Consider the following 21,829-nt stretch of genomic DNA (forward strand, 5'->3'; position numbering starts at 1 on the left):
CAAATATGCAGCTACGCAGGTGAGTTCACCGTGGACTCGCTGCGTGAGCGGAATGCCACGGGGGATATGCTGCGGGCGCTTCGCCGTACCGTCCAAGCGTTGCTTCTCGGAGGCCTCGTGACCACCCCGTACTCAGACCCGACCGGCACCTCGTCCGCGCCTGTCCCACCTCCCGGGTGCCCCGCGCATTCTCCAGCGCCCAGTGGGCTTCGGCGGCTGTACGGGCCGGAGGCCGAGGGTTCGCCGCAGGCGCTGTACGAGAGGCTGCGCCAGGAGCACGGCCCGGTGGCGCCGGTGCTGCTCCCTGGTGATGTGCCGGCCTGGCTGGTCCTGGGGCATCGCGAAAACCTGGAGGTCATGCGCACCCCGTCGCTGTTCTCCTGCGACTCGCACAACTGGAACGTCAAGCTGCCTGCGGACTCCCCGCTGCTCCCGATCACCGCATGGCAGCCGCTGGTGGCCTTCACCGACGGCGACGAGCACGCCCGGCTGCGGAGCGCGATCACCGACAGCCTGGATCGCTTCAGCCGTCACGGAATCCGCCGGTACGTCGTGCGGTATGCGAACCAGCTGATCGACGACTTCGCCACAACAGGCCAGGCCGATCTGGTGGCAGGCTTCGCCGAGAAGCTTCCGGTTCTGGTCCTGGCCGTGCAGTTCGGCATACCCGAGAAGGACGCCCTTCCACTGGGCGAGGCCGTGCGCGACATGGTCAAGGGCACCCAGACGGCGCTCCAGAGCAACCAGTTCGTCGTGGACACCATGTGGGAGCTGGTCAAGCGCAAGCAGGAGAAGCCCGGCGAGGACTTCGCCAGCTCGCTGCTACGCCACGAGTCGGATCTCAGCGACACCGAAGTCATGGAGCATCTACGGCACGCGATCGTCGCCGCGGTCGAGAACACGGTCAACCTGATTGCCAACACGCTGCGGATGGTGCTGACCGACCGCCGCTTCCGCGGGAGTCTGTCCGGCGGCCAGATGACGCTGCCGGACGGGCTGGACCAGGTGTTCTGGGACGCCCCGCCTCTCGGGGTGGTGCCCACGCGCTGGGCGACCGGCGACAGGGTCCTGGGCGGCCAGCAGATCAGGGCCGGAGACATGGTGATGCTGGGTCTGGCTGCCGGCAACGTCGACCCCGAGATCCGTCCCGACCTGAACGCGCCGGTGCACGGCAACCGTTCACACCTGGCCTTCGGCGCCGGACCGCACGAGTGCCCCGGCCAGGACATCGGACGGGCCATCGCGGACACCGGCATCGACACGTTGCTGATGCGGCTGCCCGACGTGCAGCTCGCCGTGTCCGAGACCGAGTTGCACGTGACCGCTTCCTTGGTCTCCGGTCGACTGGACAACCTGCCCGCGCGGTTCACTCCCCGGCGCCCGGGGAAGGAGGGCGAAGCCACCGCGGCCGCGACCGTCGCCGCCGCGCGTGCGGCTTCGCTGGGTCAGCCGCTGCCGGCGGCCGCGCCGACGGCTGAGCCCTCGTCTGCGCGGGCCGGCACCGTAGCCCGCGGGCCCTGGTGGCGCAGGCTCACTGGACGGCGGACATCGCGTTAGTGCGCGACAGAGGCCCGGACCACGGTGCGTTGTGGTCCGGGCCACGATGCATTGTGGTCCGGGCCGCGGTCTCGGTTCCCGGGCGGTGGTGATGCCGGGAGCTCGCAGCCGCCTCAGCGCCGGGTTCGCTCGTCGGCGTGGAGATAGACCGGCAGAGCCTCAAAGCCCTGGAGCGGGATGGAGCAGAGGCGGTCGGGGTCGGAGGCCGGCGTGAGGCCGGGGTAGCGGCTGAAGAGGGTGGCCAGTGCGATCTCGGTCTCGAGCTTGGCCAGTCGAGCGCCCAGGCAGTAGTGGGCGCCGAAGCCGAATGCGACGTGCTCGCGGCTCGTCGGGCGGGTGACGTCGAAGTCGTCGGCGTTCTCGTGCCGACTCGGGTCCCGGCCGGCGGCGACCAGGCTGGCGATGACGGGATCCCCCTCGGCCACCCGTACACCCGCAATCTCGGTGTCCTTGACGGCATACCTCATGAGGGCGTGCCGCACCGGCGAGGAGAAGCGAAGCCCTTCCTCGACCACGGCGGCCCACGTCCGGTCGTCGTCGGCGTCACGGGCGACGGCGAGCATGGCGGGGTTCTGCAACAGGGCGTGCACCGTGTTGGTGATCGAATTGATCGTCGTCTCGTGTCCCGCGATGAGGATCAGGAAGAGGGTCTCGACCAGCTCTTGCTCGCTCAGCCGGTCGCCGTCGTCGCGGGCCCGGATCAGCGCGGTGGTCAGATCGTCCCCGGGATCCGTGCGTTTGATCGCGATCAGCGCCGAGAGGGAGCGGTAGATGTCCGCCACGGCCGTGCGGATGTCCGCCTCTCCGGTAGCCCCGTCCTGAGGCGTCACCAGGCGGTCGAAGCGGTGGCGCAGTTCGGACACGACGGTGTCGGGTACTCCGAGGACCTTGCAGATGACCCGCACCGCAAGCGGATATGCGAAGAGCTCGCGCAGGTCGACCGGCTCGCCCGGGTCGGGGGAGTCCAGAGCGTCCAGCAACTCGTCGGCGATCTCTTCGATGCGCGGCCGGAGCGCTTCGATGGGCGCACGGTTGAATGCAGAGCTCACCAGCTGCCGCAGCCGGCGGTGATCGTCACCGCCCTCGTGGAGCATCGCAGCTCCACGGACGAGGACGATCAGCTCCCAGTCGTCCGGTATCCGGCCGGCCTGCAGGGCAGGCCAGTGCTCAGGGTCCTTGGTCAGATCCTCGTGGCAGAAAACGGCCTTGGCGGTGGCGAAGTCCGTGGCTGCCCAGGCTGCTACGCCGCCGGGCAACTCCACCGGAACCAGGGGGCCTTGAGCACGAAGCTGTCTCGCCTCCTCACCGGGATCAGCGTTGGGATCGAGCGAGAAGAGCTTGCGGTGGGTCAGGTCCACGAACACTCCATCGGTAAGGCAACAGACTCGGACAACGCGCGATTCGTAGAGCAGTTCTGATCCAGATTCTGCCAACTCGCCATGCGACCAAACGGCCAGGCCCTGTGGCGGAGGCCGGGCGAGAGTCTTTGATCCAAGCCTCCACCGGCGTTCCCGTGGTGTCCCTGACGCCCGACCGTCGCGGGACCTGTTCAGACGACCGGCTCTCCGATGCCGAGCATGTTCCCTTCGCTGTCGCGGAACCAGGCGCCGCGTTCACCCCGTGCGCCCTTGCTCGGGTAGTTCCCGTCGATATCGGCGATCCCGTCCCTGGTCCGCAACCCGGGCAGGTCGACCTCCTCGAACACCACGCCGCGCCGTTTGAGTTCCGACACGACCGCCTCGATGTCGTCGACCTCCCATCCCATCTGAGTGAACGTGCCTGGTGACTCTCCCGCCGATTGGAACAGGGCGAAGTCCACGCCTCCGCACCGGTACAGCAGCCCACCGGGCCGCTCGTCGACCGGCTCGAGACCGAGCTGTTCGGAGTAGAACCGGCGTGCTCGGTCCAGGTCCTGGGCGGGCAGCCTGGTCGCCACGCGTGCGCGGCCGAGACTGATTCTGTCGTCTGCGTTCATACCCCCACTGTGCCGCGAGCACTGGCGAAAGGGCTGGAGGCGAACGATAACTGTCGGCGGGTTGGCAGGCTGCGCGGAGCTGTTCGGCCGGCGGCGTCGCCCCGGACACAGGTCAGGCTCGGGCGCGGGCGATGAGCAGGGCGACGTCGTCGTGGTCTCCTGGCTGGCGCAACGCATGCAGGAGCACGTCGCAGGTCTCCTCGATGGATCGCTGGGGCTTTGCGAGGAGGGCAAGGAGAGCGTCCAGACGTTCATCGATGGCCTGGTCGCGTGTCTCGACGAGGCCATCGGTGTAGAGGACCAGTTCGTCGCCGGGGTGCAGAGTGACCGCGGTGGTGTGGAAGGCAACCTCGCCGCCGACGCCGAGCGGGGCGCCGGTCGGCAGGTCGAGCAGTTCGGGGGGTCGGCCGTTGCGTACCAGGGCGGGCGGGAGGTGTCCGGCGCTGGAGAGGAGGCACTGCCCCTGGTGCGGGTCGTATACCGCGTAGATGCACGTCGTGATGGTCTGCCCCATGCGGTCGGTGATGCGGTCGAGGTGCCGCTGCACTTCCGCAGGGTCGAGGTCGAGCTCCGCCAGGGTGCGGGTCGCGGTGCGGAGTTGACCCATCGTGGCTGCCGCGGTGATACCGCTGCCCATGACGTCGCCGACAACGAGTGCGGTCTTGTCGCCCGTCAGCGGGATGACGTCGAACCAGTCGCCGCCGACCTCGATGGCAGCCTCGGCGGGCTGGTAGCGGTAGGCAATCTCCAGGCCCGGCTGGTCCGGTGGCTGCTGCGGGAGCAGGCTGCGCTGGAGGGTGAGGGCGGTGTTGCGTACCTGCCGGTACCAGCGGGCGTTGTCGATGCAGACGGCAGCACGAGCGGCGAGCTCGCCGGCCAGGACCTCGTCGTCGGCGTTGAACGGCTCCGGGTTGCGCGTGCGCTTCAGGTCCAGCGCGCCGAGGACTTCGCCGCGAGCGATCAGCGGCACGGCAAGGTAGGAGTGCACGCCCGCGTCGGCCAGCAACGCGGCGGCTTCGGGACTCCTGGCGATACGGGACAGATCGTCGCTGTCCACCCGGGACACGCGGACTGGGCGACCCGTATTCACGCAGTGGGTGACCAGCCGGTCGGCCTCGTACCGGGCAACCTCGCCGGGCGGATCAGCTGCGCGTATGGCATCGGTGGCGTACGCGGCGGCCACGGCGAGAGCGCGGAATTCCGCGGGCCCTTCGTTCATCGCGACGGCCGAGCGGCCGTTCAGGACGCTGTCGAGCACATCGACCGCCGCTACATCGGCCAGCTCGGGTACCGACACCCCGGCGAGTTCACGGGCAGTCTGGTCAAGGTCGAGCGTCGTGCCGATCCGTATGGACGCGTCGGCGACGAGCGAGAGCCGCTGCCGAGCCTGGGCAGCCTCGGATGTGGCGAGATGCCGCTCGGTGACATCGACGACTGAGGTGGCCAGCCCGAGGACTCTCCCGTTGGAGGACTCCAGCCGGTAGAACGAGACTGACCAGGCGTGCTCTCGGTCCGGGTCGGCCGGGGTGCGCGCGACGGACTCCCGGTCAAGGATCGGAATGCCGGTGGCGAGGACCTCGCGCATTGCGGCCTCGATGGCCTCGGTGTCCAAGAACGGCACAGCCTCGCGGACATTCCGGCCAACATGCTCAGCAGCCGGCAGGCCGTTGATGCGCTCGAGCGCCGGGTTGACCATGACATACCGCAGATCTGTGTCCACGACCGCCAGCCCGATGGGGGACTGAGAGATCAGCCGGGTGGACAGCGCCAGGTCGCGCTCCACGCTCCGCAACGTCGTCTGCTCGGTGGCCAGGCCCAAGGCGTAGAGGTCTTTCTGGTCGTCCTCCAGCCGCATGTTGCGGAACTCCACCAGCAGCGTGCTGCCGTCCTTGTGCCGCACGGGAAAGACACCTGTCCAGCCCTCTTCGTCCGCCATGACCTCCGCGAACAGGCGGCGCACCAGTGCCAGGTGCTGCTCATGCACGAGCAGGCGGCCTGCGTACCGGCCGAGTGCCTCATCGGCGGTGTACCCGAACAGCTCCGCGGCCTGCGGGCTCCACAGCACGATCCGGCCGTCCGCATCCAGCACGACGGCGGCGACGCTCAGTACGTCCATCAGGCCGCCGGGCTCGGATGTGCTTCTGATCGGCTGGGCGGGGTCGGCCGGGAAGGATTCGATTGACATCCCAGACCCTCCGTCCGCCTGTCGCCATCCTTGCCCAGTTCCGAGCCCAGTTCCGAGCCCAGTTCCGAGCCCAGTTCCGGTCTCCGCCCCGGGCGACGCCCGCGGCTCCCGATCGCTCCCATCTGTCCCCAGTGTCCTCGCCGAGGCCGTACCGCTGCCGACTCCGTACCTCCCGCGTGCCCGCCCGAAACGAAAATATGGCTCAGAAACGCCGCCGTCGCGGGCCAGGCTCCTCTATCGGCGCTGTCGGCTCTGTGAGTGCCGAGCATGAAGTTTGCTCCACGCTCGGTCATGAGACGCGCAAAATATGCATCTCGCGAGGGATAGACCCTATAACTCTGCCGATAGGTTTTCTGGGTGGCGAAGGGGAACACGCCGACCTCTGCCGAACACGCATCCGAAGGCGTACGTCTCTCTATGATGTTCGAACCGTGGCGCGGGCAGTCGGTCAGCCGGACCGGCTCAGGCTCTATGCCGTCCGGCCCGCGTCAGCCCTCAGCCCTCAGCCATGCCCGGCCCGCGGGTGCGAGGGAGAGGAAAAAGGGGGGAAACCTGAATGCCCGCTGCCCATTCCAGTCATGAGTTGGTCCCCGCCGACGGCCACACGGTGATCCAGGTCCGTGGAGCCCGCGAGAACAACCTCAGGAACGTCGACATCGATCTGCCCAAGCGGCGCCTCACGGTCTTCACCGGAGTCTCCGGATCCGGGAAGTCGAGCCTCGTCTTCGGCACCATCGCCGCCGAGTCGCAGCGCCTGATCAACGAGACGTACACGGCCTTCATTCAGTCGTTCATGCCTAGCCTCGGCCGTCCGGACGTCGACGGGCTGCACAATCTGAGCGCGGCGATCGTCGTCGACCAGGAACGGATGGGTGCCAACTCCCGCTCCACGGTGGGCACCGCCACCGACGCGTACACGATGCTGCGGATCATCTTCAGCCGCCTGGGCACCCCGCACATCGGCACCTCCGGCGCCTTCAGCTTCAACCTGCCCGAGGGCATGTGCCCCAGGTGCGAGGGGCTCGGCCAGGTGTCGGACATCGACGTGGACCAGCTGGTGGACCGCGAGAAGTCGCTGAACGAGGGCGCGATCACCGTCCCCGGCTACGCCGTGGATTCCTGGCCCTGGTCGATCATGGTCGCGTCCGGTTTCTACGACCCGGACAAGAAGCTCGGGGACTTCACCGATCAGGAGTGGAAGGATTTCCTTCACAAAGCGGCCGTCAAGGTCAAGGTGGGGTCCAACAACTTCACCTATGAGGGTCTCCTCACCAAGATCCAGCGGAGCTGGCTCGTCAAGGACCGTGAGGCGCTGCAGCCCCACATCCGGGCCTTCGTCGACCGGGCCGTGGTCTTCACCCAGTGCCCGCAGTGCGGCGGCACGCGGCTCACACAGGCCGCTCTGTCGTCGAAGATCGACGGCGTGAACATCGCCGAGTGCTCGGCGATGCAGATCAGTGATCTGGCCGCGTTCATACGCTCCATAGACGACACCGCCGTCGGCCCGCTGCTCGGCAATCTGCGCCATCTACTGGAATCTCTGGCCGAGATCGGGCTCGGCTACCTCAGCCTGGACCGCCCCGCCTCCACACTGTCCGGCGGTGAGGCACAGCGCGTGAAAATGGTGCGGCACCTCGGCTCCAGCCTCACGGACGTCACGTACGTCTTCGACGAGCCGACCATCGGCCTGCACCCGCACGACATCCAGCGCATGAACGATCTGCTGCTGCTCCTGCGGGACAAGGGAAACACCGTGCTCGTGGTCGAGCACAAGCCCGAAGTGATCGCGATCGCCGACCATGTGGTGGACCTCGGTCCAGGTGCGGGCGAGGCCGGCGGTGAGGTCTGCTTCAGTGGGGACGTCGCCGGGCTGCGCGCCTCCGGCACGCTCACCGGCCGGCACCTGGAGCACCGGGCCCGCCTGCGCGAGGCCGTCCGCACATCGCAGGGACAGCTGTCCATCAAGGGTGCCGATCTGCACAACCTGAAGGACGTCGGCGTCGACATCCCGCTCGGCGTGCTCACCGTCGTCACCGGAGTCGCAGGCTCCGGCAAGAGCTCGCTGATCCACGGCTATCTCGCCGATCGGGAGGGCGTTGTCGTCGCCGACCAGTCGCCGATCCGTGGTTCGCGCCGCTCGAATCCGGCGACGTACACCGGGCTCCTGAACCCGATCCGCACCGCCTTCGCCAAGGCCAACGGCGTCAAGGCCGCCCTGTTCAGCGCCAATTCGGAAGGCGCATGCCCCAAGTGCAACGGGCTCGGGCTCATCTACACCGACCTCGCGATGATGGCAGGCGTGGCCTCGGTGTGCGAGGAGTGCGAGGGCAAGCGGTTCACGCCGGAGGTGCTCACGTACCAGCTGAACGGCAAGAACATCAGTGAGGTGCTCGCGATGTCGGTCGCGGAGGCGCACGCGTTCTTCCCCTCCGGGCAGGCACACACGATTCTCGGGCGGCTCGCCGACGTCGGCCTGAGCTATCTCCGCCTCGGACAGCCGCTGAACACGCTCTCCGGCGGTGAGCGGCAGCGGCTCAAGCTCGCCATTCACATGGCCGAGAAGTCCTCGACGTACATCCTCGACGAGCCGACCACGGGCCTGCACATGGCCGATGTGGACAAGCTGCTCGCCCTGCTGGACCGGCTGGTCGACGAGGGCAACACGGTCGTCGTCATCGAGCATCATCAGGCCGTGATGGCGCACGCCGACTGGCTGATCGACCTCGGTCCGGGCGGCGGCCACGACGGCGGGCGTGTGGTCTTCACCGGTACGCCCGCCGATCTCGTGGCCTCCTCGGACACCCTGACGGCACAGCACCTGCGCCAGTACGTGGGTGCCTAGCCACTGCGAACCGCCTTCCGCGGCAGCCCCGTCGCGCAGTGAGCTGCCCTCCGGCTGCCGCGGGTGCGGGTCAGTAGTCGGTGTCGTTGCCGCTGTACAACTCGGCGAAGGCTGCCGCGGCGGCCGGCGAGCCGGTCCTGTGCTGTACCACAACCGAGCGTCCACAGGGCGGAGATGGCGCCAGGACGGCTTGATCCGCCATGAGCCGTCCGTTTCCGGACAACGATCAGGAACTTGCGAGTCGGCAGGCAACCGGTCGAGGTTTCGCCCGATCTCACAGGCCGGCCCACGATTCTGCTCAGCAGCCGTCGGACCGTAGCCGGCCGATGATCTGCCCGTGCGCCGCCTGTTCAGCCTCATGTCCTAGTGGCACTCGCAAGCGAGGAACTGATGACCAGACAGCACCGCAAGCGTTTATGGCGTTCGGCGCTCGCCGCCTCCGCAGCACTCACAGTGGTCGCCGGCGTGGCAGCCGCCTCGCCCGTCGGCAAGCCGGCGGAGGCCTCACCCAAGCTGCGTCTGATCGCCGCGTCGACCTCGGTGACCCTCGACCGGTGGGAGGGCGAACCGGGGGTGTACCTGGATCTCGGTACGTACATCACCTCCGAGGGCAGTCCCCTTGAGTTCAACGTGACACGTAAGTCCTACAAGGACCCCGTCGTCGCCAAGCAGATCATCCGGGAGGGGAAGAAGACCCGGACCAGGACGCTTCCGGCGGGTCTGGTGAAGGACTTCTCCGGCCTGCCGGGATTCGTTGAGGTCACCCTCACCGACACGCGCGGCAAGGTAGTGGCGAAGCGGGCGGAGACCTTCTGCCCCAACAATGCGTCCGGACGGATCCACCCCGACGCCCCGGCCAAGTCGAAGTATCCCGAGAGCTGTCCCACGAACCCGTTCACACTGGGCTCGGTGTGGGGTGTGGAGAAGGGCTGGGCGTCCAACACCTATGCGGGTTACTACTCCAGTCCGGTGGACGTGCCGGCCGGGAAGTACACCGCCAAGGTGTCCGTGACGAAGCGCTACCGCGACCTGTTCAAGCTGCCGGACGAGCCCAAGACGCTCACGGTGACCGTGCGCGAACGCAAGCCTGAGGAGGGAGGCGCAGGCGCCCGGGGCTCGCACGATTCCATGGTGGCCGGACACTCTGGCCACGGAGCGGGAGCGCCCGGGCAGCCGGCGAACGGGTCGGGCCACGCCTACCACGAGGGCCGCGGTGCCGACGCCCCCGCGCCGCCCGCACTGCCGTACGCACTCAAGGCCGGCCGTTCGATGGCGCATCTCGGCGACGGGCCCGGGCACACCGACGGCTCCCGGATCGCGCCCGCGCTGAAGGCGAACGCGAAGCGCCCCGCCGGCCGGGCGAGCGTGCCGAACGTACCCAAGCCCGACCTCCGTTCGCTGCCCGCCTGGGACATCGGCATCTCCGACGGAGAGGACGGGGACGTCCCGGGCAAGGACTACATGGTCTTCAGCGCCAATGTGTGGAACGCAGGCCCCGCACCGCTGGTCGTGGACGGCTTCCGCACCCCGGGCAAGGACCTGATGGATGCCTATCAGTACTTCTACGACTCCGCCGGAAAGCAGGTCGGCTACTCGCCCACAGGCACCATGGAGTGGGACCCGCGCGCCGGCCACGAGCACTGGCACTTCACCGACTTCGCCAGCTACCGTCTGCTCCGCGCCGACCAGAAGGAGATCGTGCGCAGCGGCAAGGAAGCCTTCTGCCTCGCCAACACCGATGCCATCGACTACACGGTGAAGAACGCCAACTGGCACCCGAACAACACGGACCTGTCCACCGCCTGTGGCCAGCAGAGCTCGCTCTCAGTACGGGAAGTGCTCGACGTCGGCTCCGGTGACACGTACACGCAGTACCGTCCCGGTCAGTCCTTCGACGTCACCGATCTGCCGAACGGCACGTACTACATCCAGGTGATCGCCAACCCCGAAAAGCGGCTCTTCGAGAGCAACCTGAACAACAACGTGGCGCTCCGCAAGGTCGTACTGAGCGGCACCAAGGGCGCCCGTAAGGTGACCGTCCCTCCGCATGAGCTGATCAACGCCCCCTGACATCCAGGTGGTTCACGCTGACGTGAAGTCATGGGCCCGGTCGCGCTCTGGCGTGACCGGGCCCGTGGCACGTGACCCGCCGCGGGGACATGAGTGTGTGTCTCAGGATGACGTGTGCAGCGGCGGTGCGTAGGCGGGCAGGGACTGGAGCCAGTCGATCAGGAGCCGGTTGACCTCGTCGGCCCGCTCCTGTTGCACCCAGTGCCCGCAGCCTTCAAGGATGTGCGAGGAGACCAGGCCGGGGAGGGTCGTGGGGTAGGCCTTGATGGCGTCGGCCATCCAGGTGGTGGTGGCGTCGAGGTCTCCGCCGATGAACAGCGAGGGCTGGGTGATCGGTGCCCCGTCCCATGCGGCGAGGTCCTCCCAGTCCCGGTCGACGTTGCGATAGCGGTTGAGCGGCCCGGTCAGTCCGGTCCGCTCGAACTCGGCTGCGTAGAAGTCGAGGTCGGCCTCTGTGAGCCAGGAGGGCAGGGTGTCGCTGACGAAGCGGTCGGAGAGCTTTGCTCCCTTGGGGACGAAGAAGAGACTGCTGTCGCCGACCGGTGGCATCGTGTCGGCGGAGAGCCCGGAGTAGAACCCCGCCAGCCAGGCACGGACATCGAGCTCGATCTCCGTCTCGGCCCGTCCGGGCGCCTGGAAATAGCTGACGTAGAACTCCTCGCTCCCGCCGATGCGGGCGAACGCATCGGTGGGACGGAGCCCGTTCCGCGGCGTGTAAGGAACGCTCAGCAGCCCGACGGCGGTGAAGATGTCGGGCCGTAGCAGCGCCGAGTTGGCGGCGATCGGTGAACCCCAGTCGTGGCCCACGACCACCGCCGTCTGTGCGCCGAGCGCGTTCACGACTCCGACGTTGTCGGCGACATGGGCCAGCATCCGGTACGCCTCAACCTCACGAGGCTTCGATGAGCGGCCGTAACCGCGGACGTCGATGGCGACCGCGTGAAATCCTGCCGCGGCGAGGGCCGGGAGCTGGTTGCGCCACGAGTACCACGACTCGGGAAAGCCATGGACCAGGAGGACCAGAGGGCCGCTGCCCTGCTCCACCAGATGGATACGACCACCGGGGACCTCCAGCAATCGGTGCTTTGCGTCCGGAACCGGGGCCGGAGCCGAAGGGGCGGGCTGCGACATGTGTCCTCCTGAAACCTTTGATGACGTCGTGCGGGCGGCGGAGGGGCACCCTCTTCGGCACGGGACCTGTGTCACGCCCTCCACCACGATCATGGGCATGCGCCGTGGCGGTCGCGAGAAAAGTTGCTGGTTCCGCAATCCGAGCCGCCCCCCGACCCGTAGTAGTTCAGAGCTACGCGACAGGTCCGCTCCCCAGCGGGACGCGCCGCGTTCGTCACCGCATCGGTGGTGTGCCCGTGTCGGGTGCGGCCCGTCCCACGGCTGTCCCGGCGCCCGCCCCGGCCGTCCCCGCCCCGATGCCGGCCGCGAGGCCGAGGCGCTGCGCGCGCGCCGAACTCGCCCAGGCGGTACGGATACTGAGCCGCTCCGGCGTTCTTCCTGATGCGTCAGTCCTGCTCTTCCTCCGCTGCCGCGGATTCCGCTGCGGCCGCGGCCGATTCGGCGGCATCCACGAGCCTCTTCATCTCGGTGACATCCGCCGGTCCGGTGGTCGCGGTGCTGTCGGTCGTTCCGCTGCCTTGCCCGGCGCTGTCCTGCCCGCAGCCGGTGAGCGCCGTGAGGAGCAGAAGGGCGGTCGCGACGGCCGTAGCGGTACGTCGGCGTGGCATCACTTCTCGCTCCCGTTGTTGTTCGCCTTGCACCAGGTCTTGACCGCGACCAGGTCCTTCTGGCGCTTCTCGAGGGTGGGAACGAGGGAGCGGCGGAAGGTGAGCTTGTCGTTGAGGAAGGTCTCGATCTCGGTATGACCGGCTGCCTTGGCGTTCTCGACCCGCTTCGCCAGCCGGGCGATGGAGCCGCGCTGAGTCGCATCCCCGTCGAGGCGGTCCAGCGCCCGCTCAAGACGCTTCTCGATCTTGGGTACCCGCTTGCAGAGGGCTTGCGCGCCGTCACCGGTTGGCGCGGTGTCCGGCGAGGGTGTGCCCCCGCCGGCGGAGGCTGTGCCTGCCGCGGTGGCGAGAAGTGCGGTGGCGCTGGTCAGAGCCAGGGCAGCGGTCCATGCAAGCCTCATGACGGCTTCTCCTCCGGGAACGGGAACGGGACGGGAACGAGAACGAACGGCGAGGCCCGATTGCCTGCGCGTGCCCAGAAGTTAGGAGCCGTCCTTGTGGAAACCTTGTGGGTGCTCCGCAGCTCCGATCAGCCAGTCCCGCTCGGCCGGCAAGGGGATCTCGGTCTGCCTGCTCTCTCGGACGGGGATCCGGACCTCGATCCGAGTGCCCCTGCCGCCAGGCCGGTCCTGGAGCTGGACGCTGCCTGCATGCAGTGCGGTCTGCTGTGCGACGAGGGTGAGGCCGAGCCCGGAGCCGGGGCTGCCCGGCCCGCGCTCGAAGCGATGGAAGACCGAGTCACGGCGTGACGGCGGGATGCCGGGCCCGCGGTCGTCCACTGTCAGCACCGCGACCGATCCCGCGGGATGTCCGCCCGCTCGCAGGCCCAGCTCTATCCGGGCCCGACCGTCCCTGTCCCGCCCGTGAACAAGGGCGTTGGCCAGAAGGTTGTCGATGATCGTCCGTATTCCAGGCTCCCAACCATGCACCCTGAGACGTGGCATGACCGGCACAGTGATCTCCGACGCGGAATGCCTGCGCCGGGCGTCGGCGACCGACGCGTCGATCACCTCCGAGAGGTCCACCGAGCCGAACGCGTCGGCCTCGATCAGGTCGCCCCGCCCGAGTTCCCTCAGCATCACCAGCAGGCCCAGCAGCCGGGAGTGCTCAGCGCGGAGATCCTCCAGCACCTCCGCCCTGTCTGCCGGTCCGAGTCCGGGATGTTCGGTGAGGATCTCCAGGTTGGTCTGCATGCTCATCAGCGGGGTGCGCAGTTCATGCGCCGCGGCGGCCGCGAACGACCGGGCGGTGGCCAGGGCGCCCGTGGTCCGGGCGGCCTGTTCGTCGTAGCGGGCAAGCACCGTCTGCAGCGTCCGGGCGAGATCATCGACCTCGGTGACCCCGGTCCGTGTGTGGTCGAGCCTCGCCGTATCCGCCCTCGGGTCAAGACCGTTCGTGCTTTGCTGCAGCCGGCGCAGCGGGCGGCTCGCCCGTGAGGCGACAGCCAGAGCCAGCAGACCGGAAACCGGAGCGGCCAGCAGCGCCACCGTCACCACGCGCCGACGTACGAGAGTCAACTGGTTCTCGCTCGCGCTGTCAGGGGAGAACAGCCACAGCGTGCCATCGACGCCAGGACGCGAGCCCTGCACGCGGACCAGTAGCACCCGCCAGCTCCGGTCGCCGTCTTCGATGGTGACCGGCCCCCGCGCGCTGTCCGGCAGGGGCACGGAAGCATCGGGTTGCGGTCCGCCCGAGACGGTGCCCTGCGGTCCGGTCAGCCGGATGCCGACATCCAGGCCTGAGGCGTACAACTGCCGCTCACGCGCCTGCTCGACAGCCGCGGGACGGTCGGCGGCGGTGGCCCGCAGCAGCCGCCGGGCGTCCTTGGCCACCACGAGCGCGCGCTCGCGCAGGTGCGCGTCCTGCTCGGCATGCAGATCGCGGGCGACCAGCTGGAGCAGCAACCATCCCGCCGCCAGCACCAGGACGGGCACGGTCAGGCCAACGGCGAGAGCGATACGCGCGGACAGCTTCACGTGCTCCGGCCCCCGCTGTCCGACCAGCCGCTGTCCGAGCGCAGAACGAAGCCGACTCCCCGCACGGTATGGATCAGGCGTGCCCTGCCGCCGCTCTCCAGCTTGCGCCGCAAGTAGCTGACGAAGGTGTCGACGGCATCCGTGCGCACGTCGAAGTCGTACCCCCAGACCCGCTCCAGCAACTGGCTCCGGGTGAGCACGATCCCCGCATTGCGAGCCAGGACCTCCAGCAGCTCGAACTCCCGCCGGGTCAGCGTCAGCGACTCATCGCCCAGCCGCGCCTCGCGCGCCGCGGGATCCAGCACCAGGCGGCCGATGCGCACCACGTCCGTGGCCCTCGGCGGCCGCCGGCGCAACAGCGCTTCGAGCCGCAGCACCAACTCCTGCAACGCGAACGGCTTGACCAGATAGTCGTCGCCACCCGCCTGCAGCCCGGCAATCCGGTCCGTCGTCTCGTCGAGCGCAGAAAGCATCAGCACAGGCACGTCGTTACCGTCCTCGCGCAGCGCCTGGCACACCTGAATTCCGCTGAGATCCGGCATGGAAATGTCCAGCACGACCACATCCGTCGGCCCCCGGCGCACATGGACCAGGGCGGGCCGCCCTCCCTCGGCCAGGGCCACGGTGAAACCGGCCAACCGCAGTCCCCGCGCAAGCGAACGCCGGATCGCCGGATCGTCATCCACCACCAACACCCGTCCCCCGCCAACGTCACCACCCATCCGCCACTCCCGCCCTCTCAGCGCTCTGCGCCACGCCGGTACCCGTCCCATCGTGCGCTACCCGGACGACGTCAGCGAGGCGCGTACACGATCCAGATCTGTCCCGGGACGAAGGCTATGGCCCTGCCGTCAGAGGTCGTGAATGCGGTCCCTGACTCGACGGTGCCCCGTTCCCACTCGGCCTCGTGTGCCTTGCCGTTGCGCAGGACGAGGGCGGTGCCGGAGCCCACGGTCTCGGTGTACGGAGACGTGTTCCCCCCTCGGTCCCGGAAGCGCGACGAGCGCACGGTCACGTACTGCACGACGACGGTGGCCGCACCCAACTGCTGCCCTGCCGGTGTGCGGGAGGGGGACCCGTCCATCGCCACGAGCCACTTCTGCCGGGCTGCCGACCAGGTGAAGCCGAAGCGTGCGGCCGGATAGTTGACGCTGTACTCGGTCACCGGTCTTCCGCCCGGCGGCGGGGGACCGAAGCCGAAGCCGGCGTAGTCGGCGGCGTTCACACCGGACGTGTCGCGCAGGGCGCGCTCAGGGCGTAGATAGAGGTTGTGCGGGGCGGCTCGGTCCGGGCTGCGGAAGTACGCGTCCGGTGCCTCCTCCGGCAAAAGCGCCTCCACTGGGGCTGCCTCGATGAGGGGCAAGAGCTTGGTCTGTGCCCCGGAGAAGGAGAGGGTCGGCCGGTCGAACTGCCGAAGCAGCTCCAGGTCGCTTTCACGGGCGCTGCGCACGGGACCGATGACGGGCGGCAGCTGGGAGGAGTAGACGGCGAGTATCCGGCTGAGTCCCGCCTCAACTTGTTCGACGTAGACGATGTCCGCCTTGTCGAGCCCTGTCTGGGGCCGGGCCGACGCAACGTTGTCGATTTTGACCGCGAGGACGTGGGAGCGGGGCGCGGATTCCCCGGTGGACGGGGCGCGGTGATCGGGCGGCTGCGTACTCTGGCCGCCCTGGCACCCCGACACGGCAAGGGCGAGTGCGGCCATCAGCATCGCGAGTGTGGCTATGGCTGATCTCGGTTTCGCGGGCATGGCCGACGCCCCTTCAAGGCGACCGACGGAGCCGATGCTGACTGGTGACAGCGGCGTCGGCAGGGGGTGGCACCTTCATACACCCTCGAACGCCCATCCGAACAGACTTCACGAGGCGGCACTGGCGGACAGCGGCCTCGTGCCGCGGTCATGGCAGGGCAGGGGGTTCCGCACCACCCATGTCCAGCCTGAAGGGCGGGTACGTGTCGGTCATCAGGCTCGCATAGGCGGCAACCCGCAGCACCCAGCGGTTGAGCCCGATGATGAGGTCGAACAGGTCCTTGGGATACTTGCCGGTGAAGGCGAGGATGATGGCCAGCACGGAGACGAGCCCACCGTCGCACCAGCCACCGTGGAAGCCGCCGACGAAGAAGCCGATCACGATGTAGTGCGGGATGGCGAGCAGCCACCACTTCACCAGGACAAGGCCGCGCGACAGCCGCTCTGGGTAGGCGATGTCCAGCCGGGCCGGGTAGCCGGGCTCCGCGCCGAGACTGAACGGCGGGTAGCGGTCGGTGGCCAGCGCTCCGTACCCGTAGTACGTGACCCGCCAGGTCCAGCGCAGCACCCCGACATTGAAGTCGAACAGCGGCCGCGGATAGTGCTCCGTGATCAGAATGGCGAAGAACGCGACCACGCTGACCAGCAGGAAGGCGATCCACAGGAAGATCAGCACAATGTAGTGCGGGATCAGGAGCAGCCATTTCACCAGCCACAACCAGCGCGACAGCGGTGCGTCCAGATTCGCATCCACTCTCACCGGGGGGTAAGTCGCCGGTGTCATCGTCATGGCTGTCAGCTCCTTCGTACACGAGGCTTCGTAGATCGAGGGGCTGATTCCAGGTTGGGCCGGATCCGAGCCGGGCGCGAGTTCCGGACGGGCTGCTCAAACAGGGCAGGCCTGACCTCCACCCGGACGTCAAGAAGCCGCAGACCCGCCACTGGGACGAGGTCCGGGCCGCCTTCGATCTCCTGCTCCGAGTTCCGCGAGACTCATGTCGCCCCCTCGACACCGGATCCGTCAGCCATGACGGTGTGTCAACGGCGTCCGGCGACGGCGTGGACGAGTTCGGCCGACGGGCCGGCGTCGCCGGACCCGGCCTCGCCGAGCGTGTGGCGCAGTATCCGTTCCCGCTCCCGTGGGTCGGTGGCGGCAAGCAGCGCGGTGAGCACGCCGATCCGGGCCTGGCCGGCCCGCAGCGTGCCGGTCGGCACGGCGCCCGCGGCCACGAGGTCGACCGCGCCGCCTTGGGTGTAGATCTCGGTGACCGGTCCGGCCTGGACACGGGTGGTCAGGGCGACGAGCACGCCGCGCGAGGTGACGGAGGCGACGGCCTCGGCGATCTCGGGGGTGGCGTTGCCGGCGCCGGTGGCCACCAGGACGATTCCCTGGGCCCCCGCGCTCACGGCCGCCTCCAGCAGCACTGGGTCGGCGTCGGAATGGTGCATCACCATGTCGACGCGGGGCAGGTCGTCCGGCACGTGGGGCAGGGCCAGCGCGGCCGGGCGCTGGGGGTGGCGCAGTACGAAGACCCGGCCGAAGCCGACGTTTCCGATGCGGGCGCCGGACGGGTCGCCGAAGGCGTCAGCGGCGAGCGTCTGCGTCTTGACGGTGCCGCGGGCTGCGTGCACCTTGCCGTTGAAGGCGACCAGCACCCCGAGACCACGCGTCGTCGCGGCGGTCAGCAACGCGTCATGGAGGTTGCCGGGTCCGTCGCCGTCGGCCGCGTCGAGCGGAAGCTGGGCGCCGGTGAAGACGACCGGGCGCGGGTCGTCGTGGTGGAGGTCGACCAGGAACGCCGACTCCTCCAGGGTGTCGGTGCCGTGGGTGACGACGATGCCTTGCACGTCGGGGTCCCTGAGTACCTCGTGCACCGTGCGGAGCAGGGTGAGTTGGTGAGCGGTGGTGAGACGCGGGCTGTTCATGCTGAACAGATCGACGACCTCGATGGTGATGCCCTCGGGCACCGCGGCGGTCGCCATGACCTCTTGGCCCCCTGCGTCGGCGGCGAATCCCGAACCTTGCCAGCGGCTGGCTATCGTCCCGCCGGTGCTGATGACGACGACGCGTCCCACAGTGCCCACTCCTCGTTCGTGCCGCGGGTGTGGCGGCGAATTCGGCGGGGCACGCTGCCCGGCCCTGCTCGTGGCCCCGGCCGGGCTGCGCCCCATGGCTGACCCGGGGATGCCGGGGCAGTCCGACGCAATGATAGGAGCCTTTCCCCGCAATGTGATCGCCAAATTCTGGCCCTTCCGCGGCACCGGCTCGTGGATGATTGCGTCATGGACGCGATCGACCGAGATATCTTGCGTGAGCTTCAGAGCGACGGACGGCTGAGCAATCAGGAGCTGGCGCAGCGGGTGGGGCTGACGCCCTCACCGTGCATGCGCCGGGTCCGGCAGCTGGAGCAGGACGGGGTGATCCAGGGCTATCGAGCGGTGATCGATCCGGAGGCGGTCGGCCGGAGCTTCGAAGTCCTCGTCTCCATCGAGGTGAAGCGCGACCGTGAGGTGGTCGAGGCCTTCGAGGCCGGCCTCCAGGACATCCCCGACGTCATCGAGGCGTACCGGCTCTTCGGCAGCCCGGGATGCCTGCTGCGTATCGCGGTCGCGGATCTGCGCGCGTACGAGCGCCTGTGGATCGAGAAGCTGACCACGCTGTCCGGCGTCACCGAGGTCAACTCGCAGATCGTCATGAAGCGGATCAAGGAGCCTCGCGGCCTGCCGGTGGACGGCTGACGCCCCCGCGCTCCGGTCCCGGCCCCTGGCCGTAGGCGGTCAGGAAGCGGTCGCGGAAGGTGTCCATCCGCCAGACCGGGGCCTTCGGGCCGGGCTTCAGGCCGTCCTGCCAGCCCCAGCCGGAGATACGGTCCATCACGGCCGGGTCGTGGGCGACGATCGCGATCGGTACGTCCCGGCCGGCGTCGTCGCCCGTGACGATCGGGGCGGGCTGGTGGTCGCCGAGGAAGACGAGCACCGTGTTCTCGTCGCCGTACTTCTCCATGTAGGAGATCAGGCTGCTCAGCGAGTACTCGATGGAGCGCCGGTACTCGGTGCGCACCTGGTTGGGGTCCTTCCACACCTCTTTGGGGTCCTTTCCCGCCATGTTCATGGCGTCGTAGACCGAGCCGTCACCGACCTCATCCCAGCCGATCATCTTGGGGAGGGGCGCCCAGGGGTTGTGGCTGGAGACCAGGATGATCTCCGCCATCAGTGGCTCGCGGGTTGGCCGTGCTCCAGGCGTTGGACCGCGCTGCGGCCGTAGCTCTCGACGAAGGCGAAGATGACGTCCTTGCCGCGCAGCCCGGTCAGCAGCTGATCGGCCGGAGTGTCGCGGAAGTCGTCGTCGGCTGCCTCCTTGGCGAACGCCCGCTCGTCCGTCAGGCCCGCACGCACCTGGTGCGCACGGTCCTGGACGAGCACGGCCGTTGCTTCTGGAAGCGAGCGGTGCGCCGGCTATCTGCACGCCGAGCGCCGCGCAGGTGATCCACGCGGTCCCGAGTACCAGGATGGTGCGGGTGGCCGTGGTGCTGTGCCGGACCATGAGGTGGCTCAACCGGACGACCGCCAGCGTCATGAGGACGAGCAGGGCGAGGACGAGGACGACGACCCCGATCACGGCACCGATCGCGCCGGCCTGGCCGACCGAGTCCCTGAGGAACGCCTGTGCGTCGTCGAACAGGATCCAGTCGAGCATCAGGTCGAACGGCCGGTCGAGAGACGAGTAGAAGCCGATGTCGAGGAAGTTCAGGATGGTCAGCACGCCCAGGCCCATGCCGGCGAGCACCGTCGCCACCCGCCTGGCCCTGGGCGGCAGGACGAGCAGCAACGCGGCCCCGAGTATCCCCTCCACCGGAATGCGCGCGAACGCGCCGGGAGTGAGGCGGGTGAGCTCGTTCGGCAGGAGGAGGGCAAAGATCACAAGCATGGCGGCCAGGGCAGTGGTCACCCACGTCACGGCCCGCGCCGCGGCCGGATGCCTGCCCCGCCGGCCGTCACCTGCGACAGCCTCGTCCGGGTCGTCCTGATCCGCGGCGGTGTCGTCCGGCGTCAGGCCCTCCTCGGTGGTTGCCTTGTCCGTATCCGGCAGTTGACAAGAGCGCGTGAAGAGCGACAACCCGAAGGTCCTTCCGTGCGAAGCCCGGTGGTGGCACGACGGACCAGGCTCGGGAGGCCGGGGCCGCGGGCCGCAGTTGAGGCCGAACCATAAGTGCCCTGAACTGCCGCTCGCAGACGAGCAATTCGGTGCGCTGGACACACGACGGGGTACTGGGCGACGGCGGCGCCTCACTCGCGCCGGCAGTGGGGTACGAGACTGACCAGCTACTTCACCGTTCTGTAAATGGGGTGAGTGTGGGTAGCATCCGCCATCAACATACCCACGAGGAAAGAGAGATCCGGCGTGCCGGAGGACAACCCCACCCTGAAGTCTCAATACGCGAAGCAGGTCGCTGCCGACATCGAGGCCAACGCGAGAGAACAAGAACGCCTCAAGTCCGAGGCTGCCGAACTGCAGGAACAGCTTGAGGCGCTGCAGCAGGATCACGAGCTGCTGTTGAGCATGCAGACGGCCCTGGGGGCCGCCCCTGCAACGGAATCCACAGCGGCAACGACCGCAGTGGTTCCCGGCGCGCGGCGCGCCAACACGGCTGCCGGCAAGGCCAAACGCCCCAAGAATGCGCCAAAGACGAAGGCCGATGCAAAGGCCCAACCTGCCGGGCCGCCGCTGCGCGAGCTCGTCGTCGCCCTGCTCGCTGAGCACCATGAACCGCGGTCAGCGGCCGAAGTCACCAAGGAGCTGGCGCAGGCACACCCGAAGCGCACGGTGAACGTCACACTGGTGCGCAACGCCTTGGAAGCATCGGTCGCAAAGAACCAGAGCGAGCGCACCAAGCAGCAGAATTCCGTCTACTACAGCGCAATCACCGGACCGGCCGTGGAACAGCCGGCTCCTTCGACCGGGTGAGACCGGACGTTCAGGAGCCTGTGGTCTCTGGGGCTATCGCGCTGCGGGTGTGGTAGGTCGCCAGCCCCCACTGGTGATGGACGACGAGTGTCAGTCCGTGATGGGTAAAGACAGGCAGTAGTCGTTGGATTCGTGCCTTGAGCGCCCGAAGTGTCATGGGGAGGCAGGGTGTTCCCAGGAGCAGTCTGAGGTGGTGGCAGCAGATGGGGGCCTGCGCTCTGGCGATGACGTCGAAGAGCAGGCGTTGACCGGAGGTTCCTGCTGCTGACGGAGGTGGTGCGGGCAGTGGCGGGCGACGTCTGAGGTCGGCGTGGATGCGCCAGGCGAGTTCGGCGGCGGGTCTTTGCCGGTCGAGCACGTCTACTGCTCCGGCGGTGAACGCTGCGACGGCGTCGCGTCCTTGGTGGCGCAGGACGGCGACGGGGGCGATCAATGACGCGGCGCGGACGAGTCGTGCCAGCCCGTCGGCCTCGGTCGTGGGGACATCGAGCAGGATCATCGCCGGTCTTCGTTCCAGCATGGCGGCGCAGGCCTCTTCGCTTCCCCAGCGCACGGCCCCGCCGAGGGCGAGACCGGCCTTGCCCAGCCTGAGAGCCAGCGTCGAGCTCGAGGTCTCATCAGAGGTCTCATCAACCGACAACAGTGTCGGCAGGTGTGGGCGGGCCGGTGGGTCAAGGTGGATGCGCCGTGTGGTCTGGGTTTGCATCGTCTTATGCCTCTGTCCTGGGCTTGGCCCTGTTGCGTCCGGCACTCGTCGCCTCTGCCGGGC

Annotated in this window: 18 protein-coding genes; 5 read left to right on the forward strand and 13 right to left on the reverse strand. The window is 68.5% G+C overall.

Translation table 11 applies throughout. The features are described from left to right. Positions 1-117 precede the first annotated feature (117 nt). Entirely contained in the window at positions 118-1,557 is a 1,440-nt protein-coding gene (locus tag ACFYWY_RS27150) for a cytochrome P450 (RefSeq protein WP_389190640.1), read from the forward strand. A 113-nt stretch (positions 1,558-1,670) separates the two neighbouring features. Here ACFYWY_RS27150 and ACFYWY_RS27155 read toward each other — a convergent pair whose 3' ends face one another. The 3 genes from ACFYWY_RS27155 to ACFYWY_RS27165 all read right to left on the reverse strand — a co-directional run bounded on the left by ACFYWY_RS27155 (position 1,671) and on the right by ACFYWY_RS27165 (position 5,717). Next, on the reverse strand, positions 1,671-2,915 hold the full coding sequence (locus ACFYWY_RS27155; RefSeq protein ID WP_389190641.1) for a cytochrome P450: 1,245 nt from the start codon (positions 2,913-2,915) through the stop codon (positions 1,671-1,673). Positions 2,916-3,106: 191 nt separating this feature from the next. Beyond that, positions 3,107-3,532: a VOC family protein gene (locus tag ACFYWY_RS27160; RefSeq protein WP_389190642.1), complete on the reverse strand. Its 426-nt coding sequence runs from the start codon at positions 3,530-3,532 to the stop codon at positions 3,107-3,109. A 112-nt stretch (positions 3,533-3,644) separates the two neighbouring features. Next, positions 3,645-5,717 (reverse strand): SpoIIE family protein phosphatase, encoded by a 2,073-nt coding sequence (locus ACFYWY_RS27165; RefSeq protein ID WP_389190643.1) that lies wholly within the window; start codon positions 5,715-5,717, stop codon positions 3,645-3,647. A 556-nt stretch (positions 5,718-6,273) separates the two neighbouring features. Between ACFYWY_RS27165 and ACFYWY_RS27170 the strand changes: the two genes are divergently transcribed. Together ACFYWY_RS27170 and ACFYWY_RS27175 are read left to right on the forward strand one after the other, a co-directional pair. Next, the gene (locus tag ACFYWY_RS27170; RefSeq protein ID WP_389190644.1) at positions 6,274-8,559 is read left to right on the forward strand and encodes an ATP-binding cassette domain-containing protein; all 2,286 of its coding nucleotides are present in this window, start codon (positions 6,274-6,276) and stop codon (positions 8,557-8,559) included. 390 nt (positions 8,560-8,949) lie between these two features. After that, positions 8,950-10,629, forward strand: a complete 1,680-nt coding sequence (locus ACFYWY_RS27175) for a lysyl oxidase family protein (protein WP_389190645.1) — start codon at positions 8,950-8,952, stop codon at positions 10,627-10,629. Between the two features lie 102 nt (positions 10,630-10,731). Here ACFYWY_RS27175 and ACFYWY_RS27180 read toward each other — a convergent pair whose 3' ends face one another. From ACFYWY_RS27180 to ACFYWY_RS27215, 8 genes are all read right to left on the reverse strand, one after another. Beyond that, positions 10,732-11,760, reverse strand: coding sequence for an alpha/beta fold hydrolase (locus tag ACFYWY_RS27180; protein ID WP_389190646.1), 1,029 nt, complete (start codon positions 11,758-11,760; stop codon positions 10,732-10,734). Between the two features lie 386 nt (positions 11,761-12,146). Beyond that, complete coding sequence (locus tag ACFYWY_RS27185; RefSeq protein WP_389190647.1) at positions 12,147-12,368, reverse strand: hypothetical protein; 222 nt, start codon at positions 12,366-12,368, stop codon at positions 12,147-12,149. Continuing rightward, a complete protein-coding gene (locus ACFYWY_RS27190; RefSeq protein ID WP_389190648.1) occupies positions 12,368-12,769 on the reverse strand; it encodes a hypothetical protein in 402 nt (133 codons plus the stop codon). The genes ACFYWY_RS27185 and ACFYWY_RS27190 overlap by 1 nt, the downstream gene beginning before the upstream one ends. Positions 12,770-12,850: 81 nt before the next feature. Further along, on the reverse strand, positions 12,851-14,344 hold the full coding sequence (locus ACFYWY_RS27195) for a sensor histidine kinase (protein WP_389190649.1): 1,494 nt from the start codon (positions 14,342-14,344) through the stop codon (positions 12,851-12,853). After that, positions 14,341-15,066, reverse strand: coding sequence for a response regulator transcription factor (locus ACFYWY_RS27200; protein ID WP_389190650.1), 726 nt, complete (start codon positions 15,064-15,066; stop codon positions 14,341-14,343). The genes ACFYWY_RS27195 and ACFYWY_RS27200 overlap by 4 nt, the downstream gene beginning before the upstream one ends. A 71-nt stretch (positions 15,067-15,137) precedes the next feature. Further along, on the reverse strand, positions 15,138-16,094 hold the full coding sequence (locus ACFYWY_RS27205) for a DUF3048 domain-containing protein (RefSeq protein ID WP_389190651.1): 957 nt from the start codon (positions 16,092-16,094) through the stop codon (positions 15,138-15,140). A 148-nt stretch (positions 16,095-16,242) separates the two neighbouring features. After that, entirely contained in the window at positions 16,243-16,878 is a 636-nt protein-coding gene (locus ACFYWY_RS27210; RefSeq protein ID WP_389190662.1) for a DUF4389 domain-containing protein, read from the reverse strand. Between the two features lie 254 nt (positions 16,879-17,132). Beyond that, entirely contained in the window at positions 17,133-18,170 is a 1,038-nt protein-coding gene (locus tag ACFYWY_RS27215; protein WP_389190652.1) for an asparaginase, read from the reverse strand. Positions 18,171-18,377: 207 nt separating this feature from the next. On the opposite strand from ACFYWY_RS27215, the gene ACFYWY_RS27220 reads away from it, so the two are divergent. Further along, positions 18,378-18,833 (forward strand): Lrp/AsnC family transcriptional regulator, encoded by a 456-nt coding sequence (locus tag ACFYWY_RS27220; protein WP_389190653.1) that lies wholly within the window; start codon positions 18,378-18,380, stop codon positions 18,831-18,833. On the opposite strand, the gene ACFYWY_RS27225 is transcribed toward ACFYWY_RS27220, so the two are convergent. Then, positions 18,799-20,211 (reverse strand): hypothetical protein, encoded by a 1,413-nt coding sequence (locus ACFYWY_RS27225; protein ID WP_389190654.1) that lies wholly within the window; start codon positions 20,209-20,211, stop codon positions 18,799-18,801. The two genes, ACFYWY_RS27220 and ACFYWY_RS27225, sit on opposite strands and share 35 nt — an antisense overlap. 285 nt (positions 20,212-20,496) lie before the next feature. Between ACFYWY_RS27225 and ACFYWY_RS27230 the strand changes: the two genes are divergently transcribed. Next, on the forward strand, positions 20,497-21,060 hold the full coding sequence (locus ACFYWY_RS27230) for a hypothetical protein (RefSeq protein WP_389190655.1): 564 nt from the start codon (positions 20,497-20,499) through the stop codon (positions 21,058-21,060). Positions 21,061-21,070: 10 nt separating this feature from the next. Here the strand turns inward: ACFYWY_RS27230 and ACFYWY_RS27235 are convergent, their stop codons facing one another. Further along, positions 21,071-21,580, reverse strand: coding sequence for a hypothetical protein (locus ACFYWY_RS27235; RefSeq protein WP_389190656.1), 510 nt, complete (start codon positions 21,578-21,580; stop codon positions 21,071-21,073). Positions 21,581-21,829 lie beyond the last annotated feature (249 nt).

The organism is Streptomyces sp. NPDC002870 (genome assembly GCF_042888505.1).
Classification (GTDB): Bacteria; Actinomycetota; Actinomycetes; order Streptomycetales; family Streptomycetaceae; genus Streptomyces.

Bases quoted from the DNA above. Each gene is read 5' to 3' on its own strand.
- ACFYWY_RS27160 (WP_389190642.1), bottom strand. From the start codon at position 3,532: ATGAACGCAGACGACAGAATCAGTCTCGGCCGCGCACGCGTGGCGACC.
- ACFYWY_RS27165 (WP_389190643.1), bottom strand. From the start codon at position 5,717: ATGTCAATCGAATCCTTCCCGGCCGACCCCGCCCAGCCGATCAGAAGC.
- ACFYWY_RS27170 (WP_389190644.1), top strand. From the start codon at position 6,274: ATGCCCGCTGCCCATTCCAGTCATGAGTTGGTCCCCGCCGACGGCCAC.
- ACFYWY_RS27175 (WP_389190645.1), top strand. From the start codon at position 8,950: ATGACCAGACAGCACCGCAAGCGTTTATGGCGTTCGGCGCTCGCCGCC.
- ACFYWY_RS27180 (WP_389190646.1), bottom strand. From the start codon at position 11,760: ATGTCGCAGCCCGCCCCTTCGGCTCCGGCCCCGGTTCCGGACGCAAAG.
- ACFYWY_RS27185 (WP_389190647.1), bottom strand. From the start codon at position 12,368: ATGCCACGCCGACGTACCGCTACGGCCGTCGCGACCGCCCTTCTGCTC.
- ACFYWY_RS27190 (WP_389190648.1), bottom strand. From the start codon at position 12,769: ATGAGGCTTGCATGGACCGCTGCCCTGGCTCTGACCAGCGCCACCGCA.
- ACFYWY_RS27200 (WP_389190650.1), bottom strand. From the start codon at position 15,066: ATGGGTGGTGACGTTGGCGGGGGACGGGTGTTGGTGGTGGATGACGAT.
- ACFYWY_RS27205 (WP_389190651.1), bottom strand. From the start codon at position 16,094: ATGCCCGCGAAACCGAGATCAGCCATAGCCACACTCGCGATGCTGATG.
- ACFYWY_RS27210 (WP_389190662.1), bottom strand. From the start codon at position 16,878: ATGACACCGGCGACTTACCCCCCGGTGAGAGTGGATGCGAATCTGGAC.
- ACFYWY_RS27220 (WP_389190653.1), top strand. From the start codon at position 18,378: ATGGACGCGATCGACCGAGATATCTTGCGTGAGCTTCAGAGCGACGGA.
- ACFYWY_RS27235 (WP_389190656.1), bottom strand. From the start codon at position 21,580: ATGCTGGAACGAAGACCGGCGATGATCCTGCTCGATGTCCCCACGACC.